Here is a 26,646-nt window from a genome sequence, read left to right on the forward strand (position 1 = left end):
CGGATGACGGCAGGATCGAACGGCGGGCTGGACGAGGCCATCGGGCGGCGGCGGTTCCTCGGATACGTGCTGGCGGCTCCGACCCTGGTGGCCGCCGCCGAACTCGCGCCTCCGGCACCGGCGGCCGACGCCCGGCTGCCTTCGCCGGAGCTCACTGAACTGCTCGACCTCACCGACGTGATGACCGCGGCGGCGCTGCCGACCTCGGGCCTGATCTCGGTCGAGGTCAACCCGGACGGCACGGTGTCGTTCGCGTTGCCACGGGTCGAGGTGGGGCAGGGCATCACCACCTCGACTGCCATGTTGATCGCCGAGGAACTGGCCGTGCCGCTGGAACGGGTGCGGGTCACGCTGGCCGACGCCCGGCCGGAGCTGGTGTTCAACCAGCTCACCGGCGGGTCGAACACGACCATCGCGACCTACACCCCGATCCGGGTCGCCGCCGCCATCGCCCGGCTCCGATTGCTGGCAGCCGCGGCGGCCGAACTCGGCTCGGCGGTCACCGATCTGACGATGAAGGCCGGGATGATCATCGATCGCTCCGGCGGCGGCATCGACATCGGAGCGCTCGCCGAGAAGGCCGCGAGCACGAAGACCAGGCAGGTGGCCGTGGAGCTCACGCCACGCGGGAACTTCGCCGTCATCGGCAGACCCCACAACCGCATCGACGCGCTGGACGCGGTGACCGGGCGCAAGAAGTTCACGATGGACCTCGACATCCCGGCCGCGAAACCGACGATGGTGTGCCGCCCGCCGACCATCAACGGCACAGTCGGCTCGGTGGCCAACCTCGCAGAGGTCCGCACCATGCCGGGCGTCACCGATGTCGTGGTGATCTCCACCGGGGTGGCGGTGCGCGCCGAGACCTTCGGCCAGTGCATCGACGCCGTACGCGCCCTGAAGGTCTCCTGGAAACCCGGTACCGCGGAAGGAAAGTCCGACGAGAGCGTGCTCCGGGAGCTGGAAGCCGCGGAGTTACCGCTCGGGCTCCGGCCGCCGGCTCCGACCGTCGAAGGCAAGTTCACCTTCTACTTCCGCAGCAACAGCGCGCTGGAACCCAACTGCGCGGTCGCCGACGTGAGGGCCGACTGCGCCGAGATCTGGGCGGCGTTGAAATCGCCGATCGTCGCCCAGCGGACCATCGCCGCCAAGCTCGGGCTGCCGCCCAGCAGGGTCGCCGTGCACGTCACCGAGGGCGGTGGTTCCTTTGGGCGCAAGCTGTTCTTTGACGCCGCCCTGGAAGCGGCCGAGGTGTCCCAGAAGATTGGCAAACCGGTCAAACTCATGTGGCACCGCGCCGACGACTCCCGCCAGGGCCGTACCCACCCGATGGCCACCTCGCGCGTACGCGTCGCCTACGCCGGCGGCACCGTGCTGAGCTACAAGCAGCGGCACACCAGCGTCTCCACCGACCTCGGCCACGGGCTCGGCGAGATCATCACCGCCATGGCCGCAAGGCTTCCCGTGGGCGACATCGGTTTCTCCCAGACCTTCTTCCACCTCAGCCAGGCGATGTCCTACAGGTTCGGCGCCAGCAGCCAGTTGCTCAGCGAAACGGACAAGGGCTTCAACACCGGCAGCATGCGCAACGTCTACTCACCCGATGTCACCTGCGCCCGCGAGCTCATCGTCGACCAGCTCGCCGCGAGGATGGGCAAGGACCCTTACCGGTTCCGGCATGACTTCCTCCGCGATGACCGCTCCCGGGCGGTGCTGGCGAAGGTGGCCGAGGCCGGCGGCTGGGGTCGGCCGATGCCGGTCGGCACCGCGCAGGGCATCGCGTTCCACGCCGAGTACAAGGCCGTCAGCGCCGCGCTGGTCGAGATCGACTGCCGGCCCGAAACCGTCAACCGCCCCATCCGTGACGGCGTGACCGGACCACGCGTCACCAAGGCCGTATTCGCTGTGGACGTCGGCCTCGCCGTCAACCCGAGAGGGCTGGAAGCGCAGGTGATGGGCTGCATCATGGACGGCATCGCGCTGGCCTTGACCTCCAGCCTGCACCTGGACAACGGCCACTTCCTCGAAGCGAGCTGGGACAACTACTTCTACACCCGGCAGTGGAACACCCCGCCTGAACTCCAGATCATCATCATGCCCAGCACCTCCGAGGAGCCCGGCGGTGCCGGGGAACTGGGCGTCGCCGCGTCGATGGCCGCCGTCGCCTGCGCGTACGGCCGCGCGACCGGGACGATGCCCACCAGCTTCCCGATCAACCACGGCACGCTCTCCTTCGTTCCCAAACCGACTGTCCCGCCCATTCCCCAGTCCCCGGCCGACGGCCTGAACGGCGCCCGCTGAACCAAGGAGGTCCGAGTGCCTGAGCACACTTTCCGCGTCAACGGCGAGCAGGTCACGGTCGACGTCGCCGGCGACGTGCGCCTGCTGTGGGTCCTGCGCGACATTCTCGGCATCACCGGCCCGAAGTACGGCTGCGGCATCAACGTCTGCAAGGCCTGCACCAGCCACATCAACGGCAGAGCGGTCAATCCCTGCGCGATCCCCGTCAAAGATCTCCGGCCGACCGACGAGGTCACCACCATCGAAGGGCTTCCGGCCACGGTCGGCGAGGACCTGCACCCCATGCAGCAGGCATGGCTCGACCACGACGTCGCCCAGTGTGGCTACTGCCAGCCCGGCCAGATCATGGCCGCCGTGGCGCTGGTCCGCCGCGTCGCCGCCGAAGGCCGCGAAATCACCGACGCCGACCTCGACGGCCTCCGCAACATCTGCCGCTGCGGCACCTACTTCCGTATCCGCGAAGCCGTCAAAGCCGGCGCCGAGAACATGTGAGGCTCCTGCGGGCGCGGGAGTCCCTCCGGGCGGGGGCTCGGGGGACACCTCTGACAGACCGGATTGGCCGCATCGGCCGGGAACAACGCGCTCCGAGACGTGTTTGTGATCAAGGTCCGGCAGGATTTCCCTCCCCGTACCAGGCTGAGAGGAAACCACCGTGAAGCGAGTGATCGCGGGCATCGCCGCGGCCACGGTCACCATGTCCGTGGCCGCGGCGCCTGTCCAAGCCGCCTCCGCGGATCCGGTCACGGCGTTGAAGAGCCAGTTCGTCGCGGGCAAGGGGGTGAAGTTCACCGACGTCGCCACTTTGGTCGAGTTCGCCGGGAACACCTCCTTCCTCAAGCGCACCGGTTTCTTCCAGTTCGGCGGGACCGGGATCGTCGCCTCCGACGTCAACGCGAAACTCACCACCGACGAGACCTCGTGGATACCCAACAGCCTCCTGTGGATGCTGACGAGTTCGGAGCGGACGATCAGGATCGGCACCACCAGCTACTACTCCGGCGGTCTTTGGGAGCCGCCGAAGGGCAAGACCTGGCTCAAGCACCCGCACGGCATGACCGCCGGCTTCAGCGGCTGGTGCAGCCAACTGGTGAACGTGGCCGAACCGGCGACCCTGAAGGCCCTGATCACGAAGGGGAAGCGAACGGGACGCACCTACACGGGCGCGATCAGTTTCGGCGCGCTGGAGAAGGTCTCTCCCTGGTTGCGCAATGCCCGGTTGATCAGGCTGTCCAAGGAGGAGAAAAGCGCGGTGCTGCGCTTCACGCTCACTCTGGGCGCCGATCGGCTCCCTCAGCGGTTGGTCACCGTTTATCCGCCGAGAACCCACGGCGGGACGGAACCGGGGAGGGAGGACAGGCGGCTCAGCGTAGAGACCCATTACACCGGGTGGGGCAGTCGGGTGAGCGTCAAGGCGCCTGCGGCGAGCGAGGTGGGGAACATGGGAAGGCGTGAGCCCGCCGACCGGGGCGGCGGCCGGGGTTGAGGCGGGAAACTCGCTGCCGGGCCGGGATCGCGGGCGACCTTCGGCGGCTCGCCCGTGCGCTCGACCGCGACGACGACGCCGCGCGGTCGCAGAAGGTGCTCGCCGCGGTGCAGCGCGTCGAGGACGCCGCCCAGACGATCGCCGGTGAGCACCCCGGCCTGGAGAGCCGCCGGCGACGGCAACGGCGAGCCGACGAACGCACTAGGCAGCAGGCCGCCACTGTGGCGGTGGTTGTCCGTTCTCAGGCGGTGGTTGTCTCACGGACCAGGATGCCAGGGTGCGCCTTCCGCGCCGGCCGGAAGTCGGTTTCAACGCCGAGGTGCAACTCGATGTCGTGGCCGCGGAACCAGCAGCCGCCACGGGCGGCGAGAACGGGAGGCTTGGGAATTTCGGCCAAGCCGAGCACGCCCGCGTAGAACTCCCGCAGGACGGGCTCGCTGCCAGGCGGGCAAGCCAGCTGGATGTGATGCAGCATCCACCACTCCTTATAAATATCTTGACGTGAAGATATATCTATCACTCTCTTGGCGCCGAGAGTGGATCGCCTGGCGGATCGGATGCGTGTGAACAGACCGGATGGCCTGAAGATCGACACAAGCCCGCGCAACACCCGTATTTCTTCATGACCGAAGATGAGGATCTCCGGCAGGCCGATGAACAGCAACGATGTCGTGGGGAGACCCCACCAGAAACGGAAGCCGATTACTCACAGCTACCTTGCCGCTGGTGGCGCCGGCCCGAGTGGAGGGCCTGGAATGCCGGCCGGCAGGAGTGCGACAAGTTCCCCAGCACCTACCGGGACTCCTGGGCCGGCTGGCAGAGCACCAAGCCGAACGGCAAGGGCAAGCCCTGTATGTCGGGGGTCGCCGTCTCAGTCTCCTTGATCCCCAAGAAGGAGAGCACGGACTCATACCACCGCAGGGCTCGGTCGCTTCTATATGAACGACAGAATCCTTTACGGCGAGGACTTCATTCTCCATCTCTGCAACGCCGACGGTGAACGCATTAATTAGTGAGGGTAGCCCCCGGGTGGGAAGCATTGTCCGGGGGCTCGTCAAACTCACGCCTCGCGCGCGTTCACCGGCCAGAACTGGAACAGGAATTCCTCCAGTCCCTCCATTATCAGCACGAGATCATCATCGTCGTCCTCGTCGAAGTCCTCTACGTCGGCAAAGGGATCCGCCTTCGCGATACGATGCCCGCGCACCAGCCACGAGGCCCCTGACGCTCTCAAGTCAAGCAACGGCCCCGATTCTCCCACGGAATTCGTCGGCCTCAGTTTTCCCGAGCCGCTGAAGAGCTCAACGGTGCACCTGTCCACCCCGCCCTCCTCCTCCGTGGGAGGCTCTGCCTCCCACAGTTCCAGGGTGATGCGGGCGTTGTGGTGGTAACCTGCACGGCTTCGCGCGATCGCCATATTCGCCGTGGCGGCGAACCAGATCTCTTCCTCGTCGGTGAGGGAGAACAGCTTCTCCGGATCGAGCGTGGCGGGCGATCGTGACAACCCGTCCACATCCACGATCGAGAATGATCCGTAGTCGATCTGAAACGCGTCCGAGATGCGCTCGACCAGATTCGCCATCCAACCCTCCACAACATGACAAGCCAGCAGATCATCGAGGCAGAGATTATCCGGGAGATCCACAACGAGGGATGGAAACCTGCCTAAGACCTTGATGTCATCCAACTGCCCAAGGTGCTGGCGTTGATCCCAAAACTCCCGCGCCACCGACGCGACCGTCCGCTCGCCCTTCAGCACCATGCGGATGGCTTCTTTCTTGAACTCCGGCGAGAACTGCCTGCGACGTCTCGTCACATACCTGCCTCCTCCAGATTTCTGTCAGCTTGTATAGCCGAAGGTTTGGAATCTGCTGGGCATCTCACCGGCCGGTCTTCTCGGCTGCTCCGCGCGGCGCAATGCCTGTGGCGTGGACCGCCTTGTCGAGCTCTGCGTCGAATCGCTCACGTCCGGCCTGTGGGTCTTCTCTCGAACGTGACCCCAGCTCCCAAGACGTCCCAGGAGCTTAGGTGTCAAGCAGCAAGGGGTGTGGCCAGGCGGTTGCTCCGTCGTAGAGCGTGTCGGTCTTCAGGCATCCGTGCGGGATGCCGACGAGGCGGTTGGCCACCTGGCGCAGGGCGGCGTGATGGCAGACCTCTCGGGCGCGGAGCCGGTCGTAGTAGGCGCGGGCGCCCGGTGAGGCCTGCAGGGCGGTGAAGGCTTGAGAGTCGAGGGCGTCGGTGAGCCGGTCGTTGTGCACGTAGCGGGCGAGCACGACCTTCTTCTTGCCCGAAGTCCGGGTGATCGGGCTGGTGCCGGCGTAGTTCTTGCGTGCTTTGGCGCTGACGTAGCGGCCTTCGGCGTCGCCGAACTCTGCGAGCACCCGGGCGCCAAGGACCGGTCCCAGCCCTGGCTGCGATAGGACGATCTTCGCGGCCGAATGGTGGCTGAAGTGGTCCTCCACCTGCCCGTGCAGGGCCTTGATCTGCTCGCCCAGCACGGCCAGGACCGCAACCGCCGAACCTGCGGTGGCGGCGTAGGCAGCGGTCACAGCCGCGCTCTGGCCCAGGTGCTCGGTGCGCAGCGCGGCCTGGATCGCGGCGGCCTTGTCGGCGACGCCCCGGCGGCGAGCTCGTTTGAGCGCGGCGGTGATCTGGCCGATGGTCGGTTTGGCCGCGGACGCGGGGTCAGGGGCCTTGGCCAGCAACTCCAACGTGTCGGCCGCGGCCAGGTCCTCGAACGCCTGCAGGGCGGCGGGGAAGTAGTCGCGCAGCGCGTGCCGCAACCGCTGAGCATGGCGGGTCCGTTCCCAGATCAATGTTTTATGGGCCCGGGTCACCCCCTTGATCGCCTCGGCTTCGGCGCTGTCGCCGGCGACGGTGCGCAGCTGGTGGGAGTCGGTGCGGACCATGTCGGCCAGCATGTGCGCATCGGCCGCGTCGCTCTTGGCGCCAGAGACGCTCAGCCGTTCCCGGTACCGTGCCGCCTGCAGCGGATTGACCGCCAGCACCGTGTATCCGACGGCGACCAGCGCCTGCACCCACGGGCCGCGGTCGGTCTCGATCCCGATCACCACCTCCGCCTCTCCGGCCGCTTCACCGAGCTGCTCGGCGATCATCGCGTGCAGCTTGGTCATCCCCGCCATCCCTTCGGGCAGGCGGGCCTTGGCCAGCCTGCGCCCCGAGGCGTTCATCAGCTCGACGTCGTGATGCTGCTCGGCCCAGTCATCTCCCACGAACAGGCGCAACGCTTCCCCCCCGGTTCTCGACACCGATCGATACTCAACAGCCCGCGGGAGAACCGTCAGCGAACTAATCAAGCAGTGCTCACACCCCTACGGATGGGCACGACATCCCAGCGGTGATCAACTCTCCCGGCCGACCAGCGGGGGCACGATCTTTGCCTAGGACTCAAGGTCCAGTAGCTGTGAGTGCTCACCCGCCGGCGGCTGTCAGACCTGAGTCTGCCTCAGCGACAGACTCGTTAAGAGTGGTTAGTAGCTGTCAGTAACCGAGGGCTCCCGGACACGTGGACATAAGCACCATTAGCGAGCAACGCAACCCGGGGGAACGTGCTCGCCACCGTTATCGGGGCAGGGGGCGCCGGACTCATCCCCGAACGCCTGGATCGAAATCCGGAGTCGAGAGCCGCAGCCGTCACGCGCCGTGGCCTGCGTCAACGCTTTACTTTGCCCCCAGTGACGGCGACCCGAGCACCGGGCCGTCTAGGGGGCGGAACGGGACGGTCGCGGCCCGGCGCCGTGGAGGAGGGTGTCGATGATGCGCGCCGCGAGCGTGTCGGAGTCGGCGCCTTCCGCGTTGCCGTGGAGCGATTCGCCGATGAGCGCGTAGTAGACCCTGCGCACCCAGTCGAGGTCGGCCTTCTCGTCGATGAGCCCGTCGTTCTGGGCCCTGCGCAGGGTGAGGGCGCAACGGTCGTTGATGTCGCGCTGCAACAGCGAGGCCTCGCTGTCCGGCTCCGCGGGCAGGGCCAGGGCGAAGGCCCAGGCGCTCTTCACCTCCAGCACGTTCGCGGTGATCCTGTGCATCGCGACGAGGGGCGGCGCGGTGTCGGGCCTGCCGTCGTCGATGGCCTTGATGAGCTGGCGGGCCGCTGAGGTGGCGAGCGCGTCGGTGAGCGCCTGCCGGTTGGCGAAGCGCCGGTGGATCGTCGTGCGCGCCACGCCCGCCTCGGCGGCGATCTGTTCCATCGACGCGCCCGGGTCTACGGCGAGCACGTGTTCTGCCGCCTCCAGGATCGCGCGAACGCTGCGTTCCGCGTCCGCGCGCAGTGTTTTGTCGCTCATCATGCCTCCGATATAGCCCACTTATCCAGCAGAATCTTACAGTACTGATGCAACTCGACGACTAATTGCATCACCTGTGTTGCAGGTTTCCTGGATATTGGTACATACTCCTCTCAGTTGCTCCACCGAACCATGGGGAAGACATGAACCGCACCGCTCTCGTCACCGGCGCCTCGTCCGGTCTCGGCGCCGAGTTCGCCACCCAGCTCGCCGCCCAGGGACACGACGTGATCCTCGTGGCCCGCTCGGGCGACCGACTGGCCGCGCTCGCCGAGCGCCTCGTCGCCGACCACAGCGTGCGTGCCCACGTGCTGGTCCAGGACCTCGCGAGGCCCGACGCCGCCCGGCGCGTGGCCGAGCAGGTGACAGACCACGGTCTGCACGTCGACCTGCTGGTCAACAACGCGGGTTTCGGCACGTGCGGCCGCTTCGAGGAGATCTCGACCGGGCGTGACCACGAGCAGTTGATGGTCAACGTGGTCGCCCTCGTGGACCTCACCCACGAACTCCTGCCCGGCATGCTCGCGCGCGGCGGCGGCTCGGTCATCAACGTGGCCTCGAACGCCGGGTTCCAGCCTTCGCCGTACTTCGCGGTGTACGGAGCGTCCAAGGCGTTCGTCCTGAACTTCGGTCTCGCGCTCCGCCAGGAGTACCGCAAGCGCGGCATCCGCGTGCTCACCCTGTGCCCCGGCCCGGTCGAGACCGGCTTCTTCGAGGCCATCGGCACCCGCAACGCCGCCGTCACCGGCTCGTTCACCACGCCGGAGCCGGTCGTGCGCGCCACGCTGCGGGCGCTGGAGCGCGGGCGCGGCTACGTCGTCCCCGGGTTCGGCAACGCGCTGGGCGCGCACCTGACGCCGCGCCGTCCCCGCACGCTGGTCGCGGCGATCGCCGAGCGCGTCACCCGCAAGGTCCTGGTCGCCGAGGGCAAGGCTCCGGTGGCCTCCGCCGAGCCCGCGGCATGAAGCTCTCCGCTCCCCTCGCCGCGGGCTCGGCGATGCTGCTCGTCGGCACCTCGACCGCGGTGTCGGCCACCGTCGCCGCCTACCCCGTCTTCACCGGCCAGGCCCTGCGTTACGCGCTCGCCGCGGTGATCCTCCAGCTCGTCGTCCGTCGTCAGCGGCTCCCCCGCGTCCGGCTGAACGCGCGTGACGTGCTGCTGCTGTTCGCGCTGGCCGGCACCGGCCTCGCCGGGTTCAACCCCTTCCTCGTCGAGGCCACCAGGCACGCGGGCCCCGCAATGATCGGCACGGTCATCGGCGCGGTGCCGCTGGTCATGGCGCTCGTGGGACCGTTGATGGAAGGACGGCGTCCCGCGCTCCGCACGGTCGGCGCGGCCCTCGTGGTCGCGCTCGGCGCGGCGGTCGCCGCCGGGCTCGGATCGGGAAGCGTGAAGGGCCTGCTGCTGTCGCTGGGCGCGCTCGCCGGTGAGGTGGCCTTCTCGCTGCTGGCCGTGCCCTTGCTGCCCAAGCTCGGCCCGCTGCGGGTCGCGGCCTATCCCGCGGCACTGTCGGTGCCGATGCTGCTGGTGGCGGGGCTCGTGCTGGAGGGCACGTCGGCGCTTCGGCTGCCGACGGCCGGGGAAGCGGCCGGTTTCGTCTACCTCGGTGCGGTCGTGACGGCCGCGGCCTTCTTCCTCTGGTACGACGCGCTGCGCCGACTCGGCGCCGACCGCGCGGGACTGTTCGCCGGGCTCGTGCCGGTGGGCGCGTTGATCACGACCGTCGCCCTCGGCCTCGGCGAGGCGGGTCTCGCCGACGTGGCGGGAGCGCTGGTCATCGCCCTGGGCGTGGTGCTCGGGGGGCGCGGTCAGCGGGCACCGAGAAGGCGGTTGACCGCCGTGACGATGGGCGCCGCGCCGTCCTCGGCCGCCATGCCCGCGGCCAGCGCCTCGGCCCGTTGACGGAAGCCGGGCTCGGTGAGCGAGGCGGTGAGGGCGTCGGCCAGGCGGGCGGGCGTCAGGCTGCGGAACGGGATCGGCGGCGGCGCCATGCCGAGCGCCGCCAGCCTCGACGCCCAGAACGGCTGGTCGTTCATGACCGGCACCGCCACGGCGGGCACGCCCGCCCGCGCCACGGCTCCCGTCGTGCCGCCGCCGCAGTGGTGGGCCACCGCCGCCACCTGGGGGAACAGCGAGTCGTGCGGGACGTCGTCGACGCCCAGCACGTCGTCGGTGATCGGCCCCTCTCTGCCTGTCTGCACCACTCCGCGCAGACCCGCCCGCCGCAGGGCGTCCACGACCAGTTCCGTGTACGGCTCGGCCCGCGTGCCCGCCAGGCTGCCGAAGCCGACGAACACCGGCGCGGGACCCGCGCCCAGGAAGTCCGTCAGCACGGGATCCGGCTGCCAGCCCCTCGGACGGACCGGCCACCAGTAGCCGGTGACCTCCAGCCCGGGACGCCAGCCGGTCGGCCGGGGCACGACGAGCGGGCTGAAGCCGTGGAAGTCCGGCCGTCCGGGAGCCCTCGGTTACTGACAGCTACTTTGCGTCTGGTGGCACGGACCCGAGCGGAGGGCCGGTAACGGCCCGTCAGCTCAGTCCCTGCCTTCATGACGATCACCGTAGCCCGGCGCATACACGATCGGGGCCTAAAGAACATCCATGTCAGATGGTGCGCTAAGTCTGATCGTCTTACTTATCGGGGGCCCGGTAGCAATGGAGCAGAATTCAACGAACCCGCCCCCAAGGGGGCACCGGAGTACGGCGGGAATGGGCTTAGCGTGCGTTTTCGTTCCACCACACTCTGACCCCCGAGCCGCCGGGCAGCAGGTCGGAAGCCACAGAGACGCGGGGCTTCCGACCTGCTGCTCCCTGCCTTAGGCGGCTAGATCGTCATTAGCATGAGCGGGAAAGGCTGCAGTAGATGGGGTGCTTGAGCTTCTTGAGGATCTTGCGATAGGTGCGGGGGACGTCCTTCTCGAAGATCTCCGAGTAGGTTTTCCAACCCGCACGGGCGCCCTTTTCCAGCTTCTTCCACACCCATGCGCCGCCTGCCCGCACTACGGCTTCGCAGGCCAGCCGCACCTTCCAGCCCTTGACGCGGCTACATGTGCCTCTGGCGGCGACGGTGGAAGTTGATCCGGTCGTGGGGACGGTCACGGCCATCGAGGTGGTGGATTGCGTGGACGAGACGTTCGCGGTTGCGACATGGATCGACGGTGCTGTCGTAGCCGCGTGAGCAGTCGCTGGCGCGCAAATGCCGAGGACGGCGGCCGTCAGTACGACCGCAGCCAACCTTTTGGTGAGTGGCATGAGCTCCTCTTCTCGCTCCTTGGAAGGGGTTGATAGTGGGAACGTAGGCCGCCACATGTTGAAGATCTGTTGAGGAAAGGTTGATCCGGTGTCGCCGAGGTGCTGGCCGAGCGGGTCCGCCAGGCACGCGCCGCGGGCGCGGAGCTGACCTGCGCCGACGTCGCCGCGCTGCTGCGCCAGGCGGTGACCCAGGTGCGCCGCCTGCCCGCGCCATCCCGGCCGGCGCCCTCCGGCGCGCCCGCGAACGTCGCCGAGGGCCGTCGCCTGGTCGAGGAGCTGTATGCGGCGGCCGCCGAGATCGGGCGGATCTGCCTGGAGATCGCCCCGGCCTACTGGTCGGAGGCCGAGGCCCCCGAGGCGCTGGCCCTCTTCGCCGATGACATCTGCCTGGACCTGCCCGGCGTCCTCGCGCGCCGGCGTTATGCCCTCACCGGGGACCGGCGCTGCCTGGCAGGCGTCCTCTGACGGCGAACGCCGCTTATCTGCGGGAACCCGCATTCCCGGCGATAAGCCGTGTTCGCCCTGGTCGACGCCGACCGGCCCGGCCCGATTTGGACCTGCAGCCCCATGACCCCCAGTCAAGTGCGGCGCCCAAATACCCGGGGTGGTCTCGCGCACGCCTGCGCGTAGGGCCCCGCCCGAAACGCTCAAAACCCCCGATGCCTGCGACCGCCGCCCCTACGGTGGGCGCTCACGGACCTTCCCCCGCTGCACGATGAGCCCGCCTCCGCCGCCCAGCTCGGCGCCGCGATGGCCGCCCTCGGCCTGTACGACGGCACCAACAGCCCTGAGGAGCACGCGGAGGAGGCGACCCGGCTCGGCGGGCCGGAGCCGTACCGGATGCGTCTGGCCAACGCGTTGCTCGGCGCGGTCCAGGTCGAGGCGATGCTCGCCGAGAGTTCCGCGGCCGGTCCCGAGGACCTGGCGGCCGCGCACCACCAGCAGCTCGCCACCGCGGGCGTGGCCGACGACGTCGACATCCTGCTGGAGATGCTCACCGGCCTGTCGGTGTTCCTCGACAAGGATTGATCCGGCGACGGTGATCTACTTGCGAGAATCCGCATTCTCATGGGTAGATCGGCGCCTACCTGCGGAAACCCGGCCGAATCCGACCTAACTTTCGATAAGTGAGCTGTCCGTAAGTTAGGTGATGAGAATTCACATTCTCATGCGTAGATGGACCTCCGCTCGGGCCGGTGTCATAGGCCACTGAAACCATTTGGCGGAAAATCCTGGACTTCGAGCGTGCGCCGCCTATTTGGAAGACAAAGGGGCCCAAGAGCGTTCACGACCGGCTCGCCGGCAAAGACGGCGGGTGATACGGAGTGCGGTCGGCGCCGGCGATGTCAAACCGGCTGAACGGTTCGCCTACCGGCGGCGCCCGTTCTCCCCGCCTCCGTTACCGGTAGAGGCCGCCGGTGAGGTCCTCGCCGGCTTCCCGGCGGGCCGTGCAGCGCGAAGGCCGACGTTCCCGGCGTTCAGAACACGACCACCTTGGTTTCACGGGCGTTGCCGGCCTGCCGGGGCCGCGGCCGGACACTCCGGGCGGGCTCGCGCACCCCCCGGCAGCAGAATCCCTCTGATCAGCCGTTTCGCCTGTTCGGAACCTGTTCCGAACAGGTGCCAGGCCTTGCCGGGGGCACGGGGTTCATGATGAGACTGATACAGGGCGCCTTGCGAGAGGCTCGCAAGACGCCCGTGGCTTCGAGTGCACCCGTCATGTCTTCCTGGGCGCGGCGTGGATCGTTCGAGAAGCACGAGGAGGGTTCCTGTTACCGGCGGGAACCCTCCTGTCATGTTCAACCCTGATCGGCATCGGCTCTGGTGCGGCATTATTCCGTGCGGAATGATGCCCTCCATGGGACTGCCATAGAAACGTACAGCGTCGAACAGGCCGACTCCAGCCGGAGGTAATTCGGAAAAGGCGCCGAAGCGTTTTCAGGCCTTGTTGCGGCTTGGAAAGGGGGGTGACACTCAGGTCGATCACCTCACGTCGTGGCCGGTAACCGCGATGCGAGAACCCCTACAGCGGATCTACGCCGCGCCCAGGAAGGCTTTTCAATGTCTGCACACAACTCCCGCCTGCCGGTACCGACGCTCCCCGAAAGCACCTACCGCCAGGCCCCTTCCCCGTCCGGGTCTCCGTCCGGGCCGGCCACCAACGCCGGCCTCGTGCGTCCCGGCCACCGGATCGCCGTGCTGGTGGTCATCATCGTGGTCGTCGTCGTCTTTCAGCTGGTCGGCCAGGCCCCCACCGAGACCCTCGCTGTCATCCTCTTGGCCGCGGCCACGGCCACGAAGGTCATCGCTTGGCTGGTCGGGCAGCCGGACGACCAGCAGGACCCCGGAGGGCCGAGCTGATGACCGCCTCGAACAATCCCCCTTCCCCCTCTGGTCCTCCGTCCGGTCCTCCACCTGGACAACAGCCGCCCAAAGGCGGCGAGCCGAGACCCCGCCGGGTACGTACCGCACGCGAGTTCAACGCCCAGTTGGTCAGCCTCAGAACCAGCAAGGGCCTGACGCTGGAGGAGCTGAACAAGCGCTCCGCGGGAAGGCTTCCGAAAAGCACGGTCAGCAACAACCTCAACAAGAACACGCTGCCCGCCCGTGACTTCGTGAAGCGCTATGTCCGCGCGTGCGAGGTCGACGACGACGAGGCGGCCCGCTGGCTCAGCGCGTGGCAGACCCTGAGCCGCCCGCCCGCTCCCGCGCCGTGGAGGCGGCTTGTCGCCGCCTTCGCCGGGACGCCGCGCACCCTGCGGGGCTCACTGCCGCGCGGCTCGCTACTCGCGGTGATCATGGCCGTCGTTCTGATCGCCGTCATCGTCTGGTGGCGGGAAAATCCGGCACCGCCCACTGCGCCGGCCGCCTCCGCCCAGCACTGCAACACCGCCAACCAGAACCTGATCACCGCCGCGAACGGCGAATGCGTGGGGGTCACCGACGGTAGCGACGGCACCGACCTGTTCGGCCCCGCGCTGCGCCCGGTCATGGCCAAGATCGCGGCAGCGAACAAGCAGGCGGTGAAGACCGGCAGATATGTCACGATCGCGTTCCTGGGGCCGCTCACCTCTGCGCCCGACGGCGGCCAGGACTTCACCGGCGGCCGGGCCGCACACGAACTCGAAGGCGCCTTCATCGCGCAAAAGACCGCCAACGATTCTCGGAACTCCTTGAAGGTCAGGCTGGTCCTGGCCAACGAGGGCAGCGACGAGACATCCTGGGAAAGCACCGTCGAGACGCTGAAGACGATGGTCGGCGCCCCACACCACCTGGTCGCGGTGGCCGGGCTGGGGCTGAGCCAGCAGGAAAGCGTGGATGCGGCCCGCCTCCTGGCCAAGCCGCCGGCCATCCCCATGGTCGCCGACATCATCACCGCCGACGGGTTCGACGCCACCGGCACGATCGACGGCAAGGACAAGATCCCCGGGCTGGCCCGGGTGGCTCCCAACGTCAGCGACCAGCTCAGGGCGATCAGCAAGGAGCTGGCCGAACGGTATCGCCTGAGAAACGGCACGGCAGACGATCAGCCAAGCGCCGCGCTCGTGCGATCGGAGGTCACCTTCAACGGCGCCCCGGACCTCTACACCACCTCGATGGCCAACGCGTTCAAGAACGAAGACCTCGGCCTTGCGCGCTACCTGAAGAAGGCAAACCTCAATTTCGGCTTCAACCCCAAGGCCACCAACACCGCCGCCCTGTTGAAGAGCATCTCCGACGGTCTGTGTGGCAAGAGCATCCCGGACATGGTGTTCTACGCCGGTCGCGCGACCTACCTCCCCGACTTCCTCGACCTGCTCAAGAAGCGTTCCTGCCATAGAACGAAGATCACCGTGGTCACCGGGTCGGACGCCGCGGTGCTGCCCGCCGACCTGCTCGCCCCCGATGACGAGGCGCCCATCGAGGTGATCTACGTTCCCCTCGCCGACCCCAAGCATCTCGACAGCCAAGACAACCCCGATCGAGGCCTGTATACCGACTTCAAGGACGCCTTCACCAAAGAACGCTTCCCCGTCGCCCATCTCGACACCGGCTGGGCGATCATGGCCCACGACGCCGTGGTCACCCTCACCACCATCCTCGGCAAAGCCGCTAACGACCCCCGGACCGGGAAAGAGATCATGCCCACCGCCGACGACGTCAGCGCGGGGCTGACCATACTCAGCTCCACCAACGTCATCTCCGGAGCCAGCGGTATCTTCAACATCCACCCCGAAACCGGCAACCGCAGCAGCACCCGAGAACTGAAACCCGTCCACCGCCCCTGAAACCGGCCGACTGGCTGAGCGGGGTGCGCGCCGTCCTGGCCGACGACGCCGACCGGATCACCGCCGCTGTCGACGACCTGCAGCAGGTCCTCGACAGCGGCGCCCCGGAGCGCGGCTGGCGGCTGTGGGCGATCGCGCTCGCCGGGGCCGTGGCCGCTCGCGCCGTCGAGCCGACAGCGCGCCAGGCCGATCCTCGACCCGTGGCTGGCCACCCTCGGCCGCCATATCGGGTGCGGACCGCGATGGGACACACCGCCCCAGTAAGGCGCCGACCCGTTTCCGCCTTCCGCGCGAGGGGGACACCGTCATACCGGACAGTGCATACATTTTGTCCGATATGCCGCCTGCCGCTTCGTCGCTCAGAGCTACTTTGTGCTTGGTGGGGGTGTGATACAGCGGGGAGCAGGCGTACGTGATCCTTAGTGTGGCGCCGTTGGAGTTCCGCATCAGCTGCATCGTCACGATCCCGAACCCGACCGTCACGCTGTACCTGCCCGTCGACATCTTCGACTGGGACGTCCTGCCGACAACAAGGCATTAACCATCCCGTACCGGATACCTCCGGACGAATGTCAGGATGGGGTCATGGGCGCGGGAGAGCTGCACGGGCGAAAGGCCGAAGAGGACGCGATCGCCGAGCTGCTGGCGGGAGCCAGGGCAGGTACCAGCTCTTCGCTGGTGCTGCGCGGTGATCCTGGCATCGGCAAGACGGCGTTGCTCGACCACGCCGCCGCGACGGCCGGGGACCTGCGGCTGGTCCGCGGTACGGGGGTCGAGTTCGAGGCTGAGCTGCCGTTCTCGGGGCTGCAGTTGCTGCTGCGCCCGGCGCTCGGATCTCTCGCCGCGCTGCCCGCGCCGCAGCGTGCGGCTCTGGAGGCGGCGTTCGGGCTCGGTCCTGCGGCCGAGTCCGAGCCGATGTTGGTGGGGCTGGCGGTGCTGTCCCTGCTGGCGGAGCATGCGGACGGGACGGGGCTGCTGTGCCTTGTCGATGACGCGCAGTGGCTCGATCGGGCGTCACGGGACGCGCTGCTGTTCGCCGCTCGGCGCCTGCATGCCGAGGGCGTGGTCATGATCTTCGCTGCTCGTGACGGTGAGGGGTCCTTCACCGCTCCCGGCCTTGCGGAGTTGCGCCTGTCGGGGCTGGCCCCTGAGGCGGCTGCGGCGCTGCTGGATCGGCATCCGCTCGCGCCGGCCGTACGCTATCGCCTGCTCGCCGAGGCGGGCGGCAACCCGCTTGCCCTGCTTGAACTTCCTGCCGCGCTGGCCGCCGAGGGTGGCAGCGTCTTCTCGCCGGGGGCGTTTCCACTCACCAGCCGTCTGCAGCTGGCCTTTCACGGGCAGGTCAGCCGGATGACGAGGGCGTGCCAGAGCCTGCTGCTGGTGGCGGCGGTCGACGAGACCGGTGAGCTCGCCGTAATCCTGCGTGCCGCCGCCGCACTGGATGCGGCCGTGGATGACCTGTCCCCCGCCGAGCAGGCCGGTCTGGTGCTCCGCGGTGATGCGGAGGGCACCACGATCCGTTTCCGTCATCCGTTGATCCGCGCCGCCGTCTACCAGCGGGCGCCGCTCGGGCAGCGCCTTGCCGTACACCGCGCGCTCGCGGCTGCCCTTGACTCGCCCGAGCACGTCAACCGGCGGGCCTGGCATCTCGCGGCCGCGGCCACCGGGGCCGACGAGGAGGCCGCCGCCGCGCTGGAACGCACCGCCGCCCGCGCTCGCGAACGCAGCGGCTACGAGGCGGCAGCGGCGGCGTACGAACGAGCTGCCCGCCTGAGCGTGGAGCCCGACGCCAGGGCTCACCGCGAGGCCCTCGCCGCGGAGGCGGCGCTTGAGGCCGGTGACTTGGAGCGCGCCAAATCGCTGGGGGGCCGCGCGTCCAGGTGGCTGGATAAGGATCTCTCGGTGAACGCGCGGATCGCCCAGGTGCGGGCACTCGCCGACTTCTGGCAGGGCTCCTATCCCGCCGCGCACCGGTTGATGCTGGACGGCGCCGAGCTCATCCGCGACACCGATCCCGGCCAGGCGGCCGTGATGCTGACCCAGGCCGTTCACACCTCCTGGTACCTCGGGGAGTCGCAGCTCGCCGCGACGCTGGACCTGCTGGCAGCGCTGCCGCTGGCCGATGCGGATCCGCTCGCGCCGGTGGAGCCCTACCTGCGCCACCTCGTCCGTGGCCGTTCCGAGCGGCCGCCGCCGCTGGGCGAAACCCTTGCTGCGGTACGGCTGCGCGGCCGTACCCCCGACCAGGTGTTGATGATCCTCTGCGGAGCGGCGCTCGCGCTGGGCCAGGACGCCGATGCCCACGAGCTGGCAACCTCGGTCGCCGCGGGCCACCGCGCGAGAGGCGGCGCGGGACGGCTCCCGACGGTGCTCTTCTTCGTGGCCGAAAGCGAGGTATTCACCGGACGGCACCTGGACGCGCTCGCCACGGCGACCGAGGCACTGCAGCTCGCCCGCGACACCGGCCAGCAGCAGTGGGTCAGCCAGTTCAGCAGCGTGCTGGCCTACCTCGACGCGGCCAGGGGCGATGAGGCGGCCTGCCGGAGCAACGCCGAGGAGGGGCTGGCTGGGGCAGCCGCAGGCGCCATCTCCGCCGGCGCGCCGTGGGCGCACTGGTCGCTCGGGCTGCTGGACCTGGGCCTCGGCCGCGCCGCGACGGCCCTGGCCCGATTTGAGCGGCTGACCCGCGAGCCGATGCGCCATCACATCTGCGCCACCCGCTCCACTCCCGACCTGGTGGAGTCGGCCGTACGGGTGGGGACGCCCGAACGCGCAGCCGAGCCTCTTGCGCGCTTCGAGCGATGGGTCTCCTCGGTCCAGCAGCAGTGGGCCGACGCGCTGTTGCTACGGTGCCGTGCGCTGGTCGCCGCCGACGACAACCAGGCGCAGGCGCTCTACACTGAGGCGCTCCAACTGCATGACCAGGACGGCCGGGCGCTGGAGTACGCCAGGACCGCGCTGCTCTACGGCGAGTGGCTACGCAGGGCTCGGCGCAAGGCCGAAGCGCGCGGCTGGTTGAACGAGGCCATTGAGGTCTTCGACCGGTTCGGCATGCGACCGTGGGCCGAACGAGCCCGCGGCGAGCTCACCGCAACCGGCGCCCAGGACGAGGGGTCCAAGCCCGCCGAAGGCGCGGCCATCGGCCTCACCCCGCAGGAACTGCAGATCGCCAGGCTCGCGGCGCAGGGCATGTCCAACCGCGACATTGCCGCGCAGCTGTTCCTCAGCCACCGGACGGTCGGCTACCACCTCTACAAGGCCTATCCAAAGCTCGGCATCGTCTCCCGGAGCGAACTCAAGAAGTTGGAGCTGTGAACATGATGGTTCTACCTGAACAAATAATCCCCCTGCACGTCGATGAGGTCCAGCCGGTCGAGCTGGCGCCCGGCATCCAGGTGCGGATGCTCACCGGCATGCCCGGGATCAGGCCATGGGTGATCGACCTGGCCCCTGGCGCCGAGTGGCCGGACATCGACGTCCACGAGACGTACGGCGAGGCGTACTTCGTCGTGAGCGGCGAGCTCATCGAGGGCGACCGCACCCACGGACCGGGCACCTACGTCGCCTTCGGCCCGAAGACGAGCCACCGGCCCCGTACGGAGACCGGTGTGCGCGCCTTCGGCTTCAACTACGACGTCACTGCTTGACGCATCGCCTCCGCGGCCGAAGCCGGGTCGTAGCCGCCGGGGATGCCTTCGACCAGGATGATGTCACCGTCGATGTGCCGCGAGCGCAGCGGCGCGATCTCCTGGTACGCGGGCGAGTTCCACCAGGCCCGCGCCTCGGCGATCCCGGGGAAGCCGATCATCACGAGGTGCCCGGGCCAGTCGCCCTCCAGCACCTCCAACTGCGTGGCGCGCACGAGGAAGCGCCCACCGTACGGCTCGAAGGTCGCGGAGATGCGCTCGATGTACTCGGCGATCTCCGGGTGCGGGTCGGCCTCCTGCAGGCGGGCAATGACATATGCGGACATGATTCCTCCCGATGTTGGTGGACGACCGTCAGACGCCGGCGGGCACCTTGTCCAGGAAGCCGAGCACCTGGCTGATCCGCCCGTCCTCGCCGAGCACCGCGACGTCGAAGCCGATGACGACCGGCTCGGCGCCCTCAGGGCCCAGGTGCCAGGTGAAGCGCGCGATGTTGTGGTGGGCGTCCACCACGCCGCCGAGGCTGAAGACCAGCCCACCGAACTGTCCCTGGACCGCGGCGATGGTGGCGTCGAGCCCGTCCCTGCTCTGCACGGAGACCAGCGGGTCGGTGTACACCGCGTCCTCGGCCAAGACCTCAGCCAGCATGGACTGCCGGGCGGCGGCGTCGGTCTCGTTCCACGCGGCCAGGTAGCGCTGGACCAGCTCGTTCATGTCGCTCATGTCTGTCTCCTCAGTGGTGGTGCTCTCTTGTGACCACAAACTTACGGATACGGGAACGACGGGGAATCTGACGCGCTTAGGTACTTTCGAGCGGGATGATCCGTCGGTACATGCCGCCGTGCGACCGTTCCGGCTCTTCCATCGCCCGAACATGAACACCGCCACCAACCCCGGCGCTCGATGGCTGTTCCCCGACGCCGCGCCGGTCAGCCTCTCAACCCCCCGGAGCCCTGCGCGAACAACGTCGCTGCGGTGCTCACCCGTATCCGGGGGACAGACCAAGTACGCCGGAAAGGGGCAACGGCGGTCGGCACACCGGACAGAGTTGAAACTCTGTCCGCTTCCCGAGACGGCGTCTGACCAGGTCAGCGCAGCCAGGCCGCTGCGGGCACCAATCCGGCCCCACGCCGGGCACGGCTATCCACAGCTGAAACCCCGGCTTCCGCCTCCACCGCCTGAGCAGCCCTATTAGCCCTTTCCGGCGTACTTGGTCTGCCCCCCGTCGAGATCGACGAGGTCATCGTCTTTCTGGACGGGGGCGGTCAACTCGCGGTGCGGGTGGGTTCGCGAGGCTTCTACTCGCGTCGCGACCAGCGTCGCGACCTCTTCGAGCACAACACGATGACTTTCTCCGCCGCTTCCGCGCTCAACCAAATCGACCTGCTTCACAGCGGGCGGCGTGAAGGGCTCGAAGGGGCCGCGCGAGCGGAACCTGCCGGTGTTCGGGAAGATGCCGCGTTCGGTGGCGAGAGCGTCGTAGATGGGTGTGCCCAGGTCAGTGCCGGACCAGGTTGCGTGGAGTGGGCTGGTCAGGGCTGCATGCGTGTCCATGCGGTGAGGTGTAGCGGGGCGGTGGGGCTTACGTCTGGTCTCGAGGTGGTGCTCCGCTAGAGGAAACGGAAGCAAACACCTGTCACATATTGTGATTTTTCATCACTCAGGGTGTGCGGCGGAGTGCGCGCTGGTAGTCGGAAGGCGTCGATATGCTTCCTGAGAACTCAAAGACTCGGCCCGTTAGGCGCGGGCCGAGCCTTGTTTTTCGAGTTCGCGCCGGGTCCGGAGACCGAGCGCTGAGACTGTCTACAGCAGCTTCAGCGTAGTCAGCAGGTGGCTCCACTTGCAATTTCTCTCTGGGCCCGGCGGCAGTTCGTCCTGTTCGCTTCGAGGCCGAGGGAGGCCGTATGCCTACTGGTAGATGCTTCAAAATTTCGTGGGTGGTGAGTGTGCCGGAGAGCTGGGGCCAGCACGTGCGGACGATCGTCATCGCGGTCGTGATCGTGGTGGCCGTCGCGTACGGGGTGGATCTGAGCGGGGTGCCGTACTTCCCGCGCGTGTGACGGCGGTGTAGGGCCTGAGGAATGCGTACGGCGGTCACCCCCTGCGTGGGGGTGGCCGCCGTCGTCGTGTGGTCCAAGAGCGGGCTGGCTTGGGCTGATTCTGTCTGTGTTCTACGACGTGCTCGGCTGGGTGTCGGCCAGTGTGCGGAGCACATACTCCGCAGTGCTTTGGAGACGTTGGCTGAGGGTGTCGGCGTATTCGAGGCGGCGGCCGGCGGTGGTGTGGTCGTGGACGAAGTCGCGGAGGGCGTCGGCGAGTTCGGCGGAGGCGAGGGTGGTGAGGTTGTCGCCGCGCCAGGCGTATTCGTCAAGGCGGCAACCGAGGGCGGCTTCGAGCTTGCCGAGGAGGTCGAGGCGTTTGCGGACGTCGCTGGGGAGCGCCCTGGTGTCGGCTTGGGTGCGGGCCGCGGTGACCGCCTTGTGGACCTGGGCGGCGTGCTCGTCGCGTAGGCGCCGCATTTCGGTGGCGCGGACGTTCTCCGATCGGGTGAGGAGGGCGTCAAGGTGGGCGGCGAGGATCCTGTGTGCCTGGGTGAGGATGGCGCCATCTCGGCGGCGGCGCGACGTCTCGGTGTCGAGCGCGGCGAGGCGGGCGACGGTGCGGATCCGCTCCTCCCAGGAGGTGAGGGTGGACAGGATCAGCCGGATCAGCTCGTCCGCGGCGAGGGACAGCGGGACCGGTGCGCTCTTGGACGTGGACACGACGGGGCCGCCAGCAACGGCGCGGATACCGCCGAGCTCCATGTGGACGCGGACGAACAGCATCGGCAGGTCATCGAGAGCCTTGGCGATCGCTCCCCGGTCGGCGTCACAGAACGCCCGCGGGGTCAGCGCGGGCAGGCGGGTCGTCTTCCCGCCGGCGGATTCGATGCGGGGGTCTGAGCATCGGCCGGCGCGGGCGCACTCGTTGAGGCCGTCGTCGAAGTCGTCGGGTGCGGAGTGGATCCAGTCATGCGGCATTTCGGCCTCCCCGATGGATGCGCTTACGGACAGGCCACTGGTGAGGCTGGTGGTGGGCAAGGAAGCAGCGGGGGCGGGGCGGCTCTCCGTTGGGGCGGAGAGCCGCCTTCGCGTCTCAGGCTAGACGATCTCTAGGGCGCTAGGCGTGCACGCCAATAGCAGCTCCGCTCTTAAGCGGTCACCAGTAAGAGACGTTCACGATCGCGGACGCTTTACAGCTACGGCTACCTGCGATGTTATCGCGGTAGACGTCATAGCTCAGCCTGTCCACGATTTGGGGCATGTGGCTGAAGGTGAACGTGCCATCCGCGTTCGTCGTGACGGCTGGCAGCATCGTTGTGGTGCCGTCCCACTCGCGGTAGGCAACGGTGAGTTGCTGAGCGCCGGGAGCTGAACCGTCATGCTCGGTGAGCTGGCCGGTGAAGGTGATTGTCCGGAACCACCGCGCCTCCGCTGGGCCCGTCAGGACGAGCTTGCATGAGGGGAGCCTTGCGCCATGCAGCCGCCACAGGTGAAAAGTGCGATCAATTGACTTTTCAACTACGGCGAACAGGTCTGATCCGGAGAAGGTGAGGCCCTGAATCCACACGAGGGACTGGGCAAACAGTTGGGCCTTTGCACCAGTGTTCACATCGAATAGAACTAACGGCTCGTCATCCACGTTGTCCGTGTTCCGGCTGACAGCCATCTGTGCGCCGTCTGGGCTGACGGTGATATTCCCGTAGCCGAGGACACCTTCTTCTTTGCCGTATGAGCGGGACTTGGTGAGCGTGGTCAGGTCCCAGGCGGCGAAGTCGTTCGCAGATCCAGGTGTCGTGTAGGCCGTAGAGCCATCCGGAGCGAGGGCAACTTGGCCCCAGCCATCCCAAAGTGCGTGGTCATAGGCATCTATGGTGCCGCGCAGGGTGGCGGCGCCGCCCTGGGTGTCGTACACCAGCAGGTCCTTGCCCTCTGCCACCAGCAGCGTGTTTCCTGCAGCGGCGATCCGAGGGGCGGAGTAGGGGGCGGCCGACGTTGGGACAGGCTGCGGTGTGGGATCGGACAGGTCGAGGCTAAAGGCGCCGCCGCCACTGGATGCTGGGCAGCCGTGGGAGACCCAGAGCCAGTGTCCGGATAGCGCGAGTTGGTTTGGGCATGGGAGCGCGGCGAGGTTGATTCGCCGGATGATGGCGAGGTCGGCGGTGTTGATCTCGGCCACCTCGTGTGAGCCTCTGAGGGCTGCGTACAGGCGGGTGCCGTCAGGTGTGGCGACCAGGTCTCTCACTTCGGAGACTCCGGTGATGGCCCCGGTAAGGGTTCCTTCGGTGTCTGCGACGATGATTCGGTCGTCTGTGGCGACGAATATCTTGCCGCCGGCGGCGGCGATGTCGCCGGCGCCTGTGACGTCACCTAGAGAGGTGAGCGAGTCGGCGGCTGTGGCGGTGGTTGCTTGAGTGACCGCCAGGCCGGTGATCAGGGTGAGGCCGGCTCCTATGGTGGCGAGTCGCCGGGTAATGCGTGTGAGGTTTGATTTACTGCTGGCCGACCGACGCGATAAGTACACAGGGCCTCCGGGAGACGCTGACTGAGGGGAACGCGTGTTCGACGATAGCCGGGCAAGCTTCCATGATCCAGAGGGGCGAGGGCCTTGCATTCCTCGATCTGCTGGCGATGATCCAGGCGGTCACGGCTCCTCCGGGGTGTCGGGGTGGATGATCTTCCGGTACTCGCAGGCGTCATCGCAGCGGGGGCAGCCCATGACGGTCTCGACCACGCAGTTGGGGCAGGCGTTGAGGGGGTCCAGCCCACATAGGGTCAAAACCCACATTCGGTGGATCATGTAGCTGAATGGGGATGCCGCCCTGGGCGAGGTCGGTCTCCGCGCGTACAGTGATCGCATGGTGCTGATCATGAAATGTCGTTTGATCAACATGTCTAGAGTTGTTCGGGCAGTGATCACCGGGCTGGCCGCGACGGCGGGAGTCTTCGCCCTCCTCATGCTGTCCATCCCCACACTGAGCTGGCTCGCGCTCCCCTTGATGCCGGTCTACCTCCTGCTGGCGTTGCCGCTCGGCGCGCTCGCCGGCCGTCTTGCGGGGCTGTCCCGTCCCTGTCTGACGGTGGCCAACGGCTGGCTTCTCGCCCTGGTCGCCGGGGAGGTGCTCGCCTGGCTGCCCTCCGGCTACGACGCCGGTGCCAGGGCCTTCGTCGTGGGCCCCTACCTGGCGCTGTTCGCTCTGCCGGTCGGGCTCGCCGTCGTGGCCGGGCTCACGTCCGGGCCCGAGTGACCGGCGTACGCCCTCTCGGCCCGGGTATGTGATCCGCCCGGGTTCTGGGCGCGTTCGACAGTTTCGACCTCCCGGGTCGTACCTCACCAGGGGCGACACTCGTTCATGATCCACCGAATGCGGGTTTTGATCTTATGTGGGCTGGATCCCCTCATCGAGGACCGCCCTGTGATCCAGGACAGTGTGCAGGGCGTCGCTCAACGTGCGGCCACGGCCTTGGCCTCGGTCGGCGCGCCCAGCAGTCCTCCGGCGCTGGAGATCCCCTTCCAGCGTGAATCCGCTCTCCCGTGCGGGGGATGCCGGCCGCGCGCAGGCTCAGCCGCGGCGACCCGGAGTCGCCCATGAGCCCCTTGTCCCACTCGTCAACGAGGACCGACGCCGATACCGGTCGCACCGCATCCCGCGCTGCCGGACCACCCCACCCGCCGGCATGATCTGGCCGTCTTCGCCGACATCGGCCGGCCCCTGCGGGCACGCGATCCCTGCCAGGCCCTGGACCTGCCGATCGTGCCGAAGAATGCTGCGAACATCCGCTCCAAGCTCAAGCGCTTGGCCAAGCGCGGCATCCTCGTCGAGGCCGAACCCGGATCGTTCGCTTGGCCGCAGCCCGTAGCTCCGGCACCGGGTCCCCGACCGGCTGGCACCCAATCCCAACGACGGGACGGGCATCAACTCGCGGACCGCCCTCTCGGAAACATCGAATAGGTAACCCCTGATACGGCTAGGGGCGTCCCTCTTTGACCACGGTGGCGAAACGGGAGGCCACCTCGCCCCAGGCGGCCCGCGAGAGCGGGTCGTTGGTCACGGCGACGGCGTACAGCTCGTCGAGGTCGAATCCTCGCCGGCGGATGTACTCGACGTCCCACCGCTGGATGCGTTCGGGCCCTACCTCGGGATGGAACTGCACGCCCCAGGCGCGGTCGCCCAGCCGGAAGGCCTGGTAGGGGCAGCGTTCGGTCTCGGCCAGCCAGACCGCGCCCGGCGGCAGGGCCGTGATGGCGTCGATGTGGTTCTCGATCGCCGGGACGGTGGCGGGCAGTCCGCCGAAGACCACGTCGTTCGCCGCCTCGGCCCTCATGGTGATGGACGTGCTGCCGTGCTCGGGCGCCCCGGCGTCGCCCTGGACCTTCCCGCCGCCGACCGAGGCCAGCATCTGCCCGCCGAGGCAGATGCCGAAGAACGGCACCGACCGGGCGAGGGCCTGCTCGACGAGGGCACGGGTGGCCGGCAGCCAGGGCGCCCTGTCGTCGTCATCGGGCAGGTAACCGCCGCCGAGCACGATCAGGCCGTCGTGCTCCAGCCGTGACGGGAGGGCGGACCCGTCGAAGGCGGTGACCACGTCGACGGCGACCCCGGCGGCGTCCAGCCATTCCCCGAACCGCCCAGAACCTCCGTTCGTCTCGTTCTGTACGGCAAGCACACGCGGCATTTCTGGCATGAGGCCCGACTCTACCGTCCTTGCCGGGGCGCTGGTAGGAGCGGGCACCGTGCCTTGAGCCAACGCCTGTCTTATCGCCGATACAGAAAGGCTATATATGGTCCATGTTATGTCTTGAAGTTGGCGGAGTTTCGTTGACAATCATCAAAAGTCGGCTCTACCGTCCCAAAACATGTAGGTGTTTAAGGCGCATGTCGCTGGAAGTCTTCTGTTCCGTACGGCCGTCGGCGCGTCCTCGGGCAGTGAAGGAGACACGCGTGTCTGCACCGGAACCGCTGCTCGTCATGAACGGGGTTCCCGCCCGCTCGGTCAGAATGAGCGGGGGAGTCCATGCTCATCAAGGCCCTGACCGGTGCGCACCAGCCAGGCAGCCTGTCCTTCGGCTTCGAGTCGATGAACGGTCCGCGGCGCCACGGCCACGCGCCGGCCGACACCGAGGCGGGATTCCGGCGGGTCTACCTATCCGAGCCCGGGCACCCGTACTCGGGAGCGCGGTGGCCGCCGGGCCACGGACCGGGGTACGAGCACACCTTCGTCCACGAGGTGAAGGCCCTCGCCACCGGGGCCGATCCTGAGCCGTCGTTCGCCTGCGAGAGCCGGTGGACCCGGTGAGCCATGACCGGACGGCCAACAAGCCCTGCCGGGCCGCCCATGTCCGGCAGCCC

Annotated in this window: 27 protein-coding genes and 1 pseudogene; 15 read left to right on the forward strand and 13 right to left on the reverse strand. The window is 68.1% G+C overall.

From position 1 onward, the window contains the following. Positions 1–3: 3 nt before the first annotated feature. From BM085_RS20295 to BM085_RS20305, 3 genes are all read left to right on the forward strand, one after another. On the forward strand, positions 4–2,301 hold the full coding sequence (locus BM085_RS20295; RefSeq protein ID WP_093888528.1) for a molybdopterin cofactor-binding domain-containing protein: 2,298 nt from the start codon (positions 4–6) through the stop codon (positions 2,299–2,301). Positions 2,302–2,316: 15 nt separating this feature from the next. Further along, on the forward strand, positions 2,317–2,793 hold the full coding sequence (locus BM085_RS20300) for a (2Fe-2S)-binding protein (protein WP_093888529.1): 477 nt from the start codon (positions 2,317–2,319) through the stop codon (positions 2,791–2,793). A 160-nt stretch (positions 2,794–2,953) separates the two neighbouring features. Beyond that, complete coding sequence (locus BM085_RS20305) at positions 2,954–3,784, forward strand: hypothetical protein (protein ID WP_143120994.1); 831 nt, start codon at positions 2,954–2,956, stop codon at positions 3,782–3,784. 241 nt (positions 3,785–4,025) lie between these two features. Here BM085_RS20305 and BM085_RS20310 read toward each other — a convergent pair whose 3' ends face one another. From BM085_RS20310 to BM085_RS20325, 4 genes are all read right to left on the reverse strand, one after another. Further along, positions 4,026–4,259, reverse strand: coding sequence for a VOC family protein (locus BM085_RS20310; protein ID WP_218158769.1), 234 nt, complete (start codon positions 4,257–4,259; stop codon positions 4,026–4,028). Positions 4,260–4,844: 585 nt separating this feature from the next. Continuing rightward, positions 4,845–5,600, reverse strand: a complete 756-nt coding sequence (locus tag BM085_RS20315) for a transposase (protein WP_093888531.1) — start codon at positions 5,598–5,600, stop codon at positions 4,845–4,847. Positions 5,601–5,808: 208 nt separating this feature from the next. Continuing rightward, positions 5,809–7,029, reverse strand: a complete 1,221-nt coding sequence (locus tag BM085_RS20320; protein ID WP_093888532.1) for an IS110 family RNA-guided transposase — start codon at positions 7,027–7,029, stop codon at positions 5,809–5,811. A gap of 477 nt (positions 7,030–7,506) precedes the next feature. Then, a complete protein-coding gene (locus BM085_RS20325; RefSeq protein WP_245789467.1) occupies positions 7,507–8,088 on the reverse strand; it encodes a TetR/AcrR family transcriptional regulator in 582 nt (193 codons plus the stop codon). Between the two features lie 143 nt (positions 8,089–8,231). Here BM085_RS20325 and BM085_RS20330 point away from each other — a divergent pair, with 143 nt between their 5' ends. Both BM085_RS20330 and BM085_RS20335 read left to right on the forward strand, forming a co-directional pair. Then, positions 8,232–9,053, forward strand: a complete 822-nt coding sequence (locus BM085_RS20330; protein WP_093888534.1) for an SDR family NAD(P)-dependent oxidoreductase — start codon at positions 8,232–8,234, stop codon at positions 9,051–9,053. Beyond that, complete coding sequence (locus BM085_RS20335) at positions 9,050–9,991, forward strand: DMT family transporter (protein WP_093888535.1); 942 nt, start codon at positions 9,050–9,052, stop codon at positions 9,989–9,991. The genes BM085_RS20330 and BM085_RS20335 overlap by 4 nt, the downstream gene beginning before the upstream one ends. Here BM085_RS20335 and BM085_RS20340 read toward each other — a convergent pair. Beyond that, complete coding sequence (locus tag BM085_RS20340) at positions 9,898–10,509, reverse strand: glycosyltransferase (RefSeq protein WP_093888536.1); 612 nt, start codon at positions 10,507–10,509, stop codon at positions 9,898–9,900. The two genes, BM085_RS20335 and BM085_RS20340, sit on opposite strands and share 94 nt — an antisense overlap. A 415-nt stretch (positions 10,510–10,924) precedes the next feature. Continuing rightward, complete coding sequence (locus tag BM085_RS43205) at positions 10,925–11,341, reverse strand: hypothetical protein (protein ID WP_143120995.1); 417 nt, start codon at positions 11,339–11,341, stop codon at positions 10,925–10,927. A 99-nt stretch (positions 11,342–11,440) separates the two neighbouring features. Between BM085_RS43205 and BM085_RS20345 the strand changes: the two genes are divergently transcribed. The 7 genes and pseudogenes from BM085_RS20345 (at position 11,441) to BM085_RS20375 (ending at position 19,256) form a co-directional block, all read left to right on the forward strand. Then, positions 11,441–11,806 (forward strand): hypothetical protein, encoded by a 366-nt coding sequence (locus tag BM085_RS20345; protein WP_093888537.1) that lies wholly within the window; start codon positions 11,441–11,443, stop codon positions 11,804–11,806. Between the two features lie 285 nt (positions 11,807–12,091). Further along, on the forward strand, positions 12,092–12,370 hold the full coding sequence (locus BM085_RS20350; protein WP_093888538.1) for a DUF6245 family protein: 279 nt from the start codon (positions 12,092–12,094) through the stop codon (positions 12,368–12,370). A 1,032-nt stretch (positions 12,371–13,402) separates the two neighbouring features. Continuing rightward, a complete protein-coding gene (locus BM085_RS20355) occupies positions 13,403–13,702 on the forward strand; it encodes a hypothetical protein (protein ID WP_093888539.1) in 300 nt (99 codons plus the stop codon). Positions 13,703–13,830: 128 nt separating this feature from the next. Next, positions 13,831–15,609 carry a helix-turn-helix transcriptional regulator gene (locus tag BM085_RS20360; protein WP_093888540.1) on the forward strand — a complete coding sequence of 593 codons (1,779 nt, stop codon included), beginning with the start codon at positions 13,831–13,833 and terminating at the stop codon, positions 15,607–15,609. Between the two features lie 403 nt (positions 15,610–16,012). Then, positions 16,013–16,150: pseudogene (locus BM085_RS20365) on the forward strand (acetamidase/formamidase family protein); the annotation flags it as partial. A 44-nt stretch (positions 16,151–16,194) separates the two neighbouring features. Then, complete coding sequence (locus BM085_RS20370; protein ID WP_093888542.1) at positions 16,195–18,924, forward strand: helix-turn-helix transcriptional regulator; 2,730 nt, start codon at positions 16,195–16,197, stop codon at positions 18,922–18,924. Between the two features lie 2 nt (positions 18,925–18,926). Then, positions 18,927–19,256 carry a cupin domain-containing protein gene (locus BM085_RS20375; RefSeq protein ID WP_093888543.1) on the forward strand — a complete coding sequence of 110 codons (330 nt, stop codon included), beginning with the start codon at positions 18,927–18,929 and terminating at the stop codon, positions 19,254–19,256. Here the strand turns inward: BM085_RS20375 and BM085_RS20380 are convergent. The 3 genes from BM085_RS20380 to BM085_RS20390 form a co-directional block, all read right to left on the reverse strand. Beyond that, positions 19,238–19,582 (reverse strand): DUF1330 domain-containing protein, encoded by a 345-nt coding sequence (locus BM085_RS20380; RefSeq protein WP_093888544.1) that lies wholly within the window; start codon positions 19,580–19,582, stop codon positions 19,238–19,240. The two genes, BM085_RS20375 and BM085_RS20380, sit on opposite strands and share 19 nt — an antisense overlap. Before the next feature lie 28 nt (positions 19,583–19,610). After that, the gene (locus BM085_RS20385; protein ID WP_177245181.1) at positions 19,611–19,979 is read right to left on the reverse strand and encodes a nuclear transport factor 2 family protein; all 369 of its coding nucleotides are present in this window, start codon (positions 19,977–19,979) and stop codon (positions 19,611–19,613) included. 468 nt (positions 19,980–20,447) lie between these two features. Further along, the gene (locus BM085_RS20390; protein WP_093888545.1) at positions 20,448–20,810 is read right to left on the reverse strand and encodes a hypothetical protein; all 363 of its coding nucleotides are present in this window, start codon (positions 20,808–20,810) and stop codon (positions 20,448–20,450) included. Between the two features lie 383 nt (positions 20,811–21,193). On the opposite strand from BM085_RS20390, the gene BM085_RS46850 reads away from it, so the two are divergent. After that, positions 21,194–21,316, forward strand: a complete 123-nt coding sequence (locus BM085_RS46850; protein ID WP_281249857.1) for a hypothetical protein — start codon at positions 21,194–21,196, stop codon at positions 21,314–21,316. A gap of 111 nt (positions 21,317–21,427) precedes the next feature. Here BM085_RS46850 and BM085_RS20395 read toward each other — a convergent pair whose 3' ends face one another. The 3 genes from BM085_RS20395 to BM085_RS44540 all read right to left on the reverse strand — a co-directional run bounded on the left by BM085_RS20395 (position 21,428) and on the right by BM085_RS44540 (position 24,083). Continuing rightward, a complete protein-coding gene (locus tag BM085_RS20395) occupies positions 21,428–22,276 on the reverse strand; it encodes a hypothetical protein (RefSeq protein WP_093888546.1) in 849 nt (282 codons plus the stop codon). Between the two features lie 178 nt (positions 22,277–22,454). After that, entirely contained in the window at positions 22,455–23,819 is a 1,365-nt protein-coding gene (locus BM085_RS43210) for a hypothetical protein (protein WP_143120996.1), read from the reverse strand. A gap of 120 nt (positions 23,820–23,939) precedes the next feature. Beyond that, entirely contained in the window at positions 23,940–24,083 is a 144-nt protein-coding gene (locus tag BM085_RS44540) for a hypothetical protein (RefSeq protein WP_177245182.1), read from the reverse strand. Positions 24,084–24,186: 103 nt separating this feature from the next. On the opposite strand from BM085_RS44540, the gene BM085_RS20405 reads away from it, so the two are divergent. Then, positions 24,187–24,543, forward strand: coding sequence for a hypothetical protein (locus tag BM085_RS20405; protein WP_143120997.1), 357 nt, complete (start codon positions 24,187–24,189; stop codon positions 24,541–24,543). A gap of 721 nt (positions 24,544–25,264) precedes the next feature. Here BM085_RS20405 and BM085_RS20415 read toward each other — a convergent pair. Further along, entirely contained in the window at positions 25,265–25,972 is a 708-nt protein-coding gene (locus tag BM085_RS20415; RefSeq protein ID WP_177245183.1) for a type 1 glutamine amidotransferase, read from the reverse strand. 339 nt (positions 25,973–26,311) lie between these two features. Between BM085_RS20415 and BM085_RS20420 the strand changes: the two genes are divergently transcribed. Next, positions 26,312–26,593, forward strand: a complete 282-nt coding sequence (locus tag BM085_RS20420) for a hypothetical protein (protein ID WP_093888551.1) — start codon at positions 26,312–26,314, stop codon at positions 26,591–26,593. Positions 26,594–26,646 lie beyond the last annotated feature (53 nt).

Origin of the sequence: Streptosporangium canum, from assembly GCF_900113865.1 — a bacterium.
Taxonomy (GTDB): Bacteria; Actinomycetota; Actinomycetes; order Streptosporangiales; family Streptosporangiaceae; genus Streptosporangium; species Streptosporangium canum.

What these genes read in the sequence shown, in the direction of transcription:
- BM085_RS20380 (WP_093888544.1), bottom strand. Translation starts at nt 19,582, where the DNA reads ATGTCCGCATATGTCATTGCCCGCCTGCAGGAGGCCGACCCGCACCCG.
- BM085_RS44540 (WP_177245182.1), bottom strand. Translation starts at nt 24,083, where the DNA reads ATGTGGGTTTTGACCCTATGTGGGCTGGACCCCCTCAACGCCTGCCCC.
- BM085_RS20350 (WP_093888538.1), top strand. Translation starts at nt 12,092, where the DNA reads ATGGCCGCCCTCGGCCTGTACGACGGCACCAACAGCCCTGAGGAGCAC.
- BM085_RS20310 (WP_218158769.1), bottom strand. Translation starts at nt 4,259, where the DNA reads ATGCTGCATCACATCCAGCTGGCTTGCCCGCCTGGCAGCGAGCCCGTC.
- BM085_RS20390 (WP_093888545.1), bottom strand. Translation starts at nt 20,810, where the DNA reads ATGGACACGCATGCAGCCCTGACCAGCCCACTCCACGCAACCTGGTCC.
- BM085_RS20335 (WP_093888535.1), top strand. Translation starts at nt 9,050, where the DNA reads ATGAAGCTCTCCGCTCCCCTCGCCGCGGGCTCGGCGATGCTGCTCGTC.
- BM085_RS20325 (WP_245789467.1), bottom strand. Translation starts at nt 8,088, where the DNA reads ATGAGCGACAAAACACTGCGCGCGGACGCGGAACGCAGCGTTCGCGCG.
- BM085_RS20295 (WP_093888528.1), top strand. Translation starts at nt 4, where the DNA reads ATGACGGCAGGATCGAACGGCGGGCTGGACGAGGCCATCGGGCGGCGG.
- BM085_RS20370 (WP_093888542.1), top strand. Translation starts at nt 16,195, where the DNA reads ATGGGCGCGGGAGAGCTGCACGGGCGAAAGGCCGAAGAGGACGCGATC.
- BM085_RS20355 (WP_093888539.1), top strand. Translation starts at nt 13,403, where the DNA reads ATGTCTGCACACAACTCCCGCCTGCCGGTACCGACGCTCCCCGAAAGC.
- BM085_RS20415 (WP_177245183.1), bottom strand. Translation starts at nt 25,972, where the DNA reads ATGCCGCGTGTGCTTGCCGTACAGAACGAGACGAACGGAGGTTCTGGG.
- BM085_RS20420 (WP_093888551.1), top strand. Translation starts at nt 26,312, where the DNA reads ATGCTCATCAAGGCCCTGACCGGTGCGCACCAGCCAGGCAGCCTGTCC.
- BM085_RS20385 (WP_177245181.1), bottom strand. Translation starts at nt 19,979, where the DNA reads ATGAGCGACATGAACGAGCTGGTCCAGCGCTACCTGGCCGCGTGGAAC.
- BM085_RS43205 (WP_143120995.1), bottom strand. Translation starts at nt 11,341, where the DNA reads ATGCCACTCACCAAAAGGTTGGCTGCGGTCGTACTGACGGCCGCCGTC.
- BM085_RS20375 (WP_093888543.1), top strand. Translation starts at nt 18,927, where the DNA reads ATGATGGTTCTACCTGAACAAATAATCCCCCTGCACGTCGATGAGGTC.
- BM085_RS20330 (WP_093888534.1), top strand. Translation starts at nt 8,232, where the DNA reads ATGAACCGCACCGCTCTCGTCACCGGCGCCTCGTCCGGTCTCGGCGCC.
- BM085_RS20405 (WP_143120997.1), top strand. Translation starts at nt 24,187, where the DNA reads ATGTCTAGAGTTGTTCGGGCAGTGATCACCGGGCTGGCCGCGACGGCG.
- BM085_RS20395 (WP_093888546.1), bottom strand. Translation starts at nt 22,276, where the DNA reads ATGCCGCATGACTGGATCCACTCCGCACCCGACGACTTCGACGACGGC.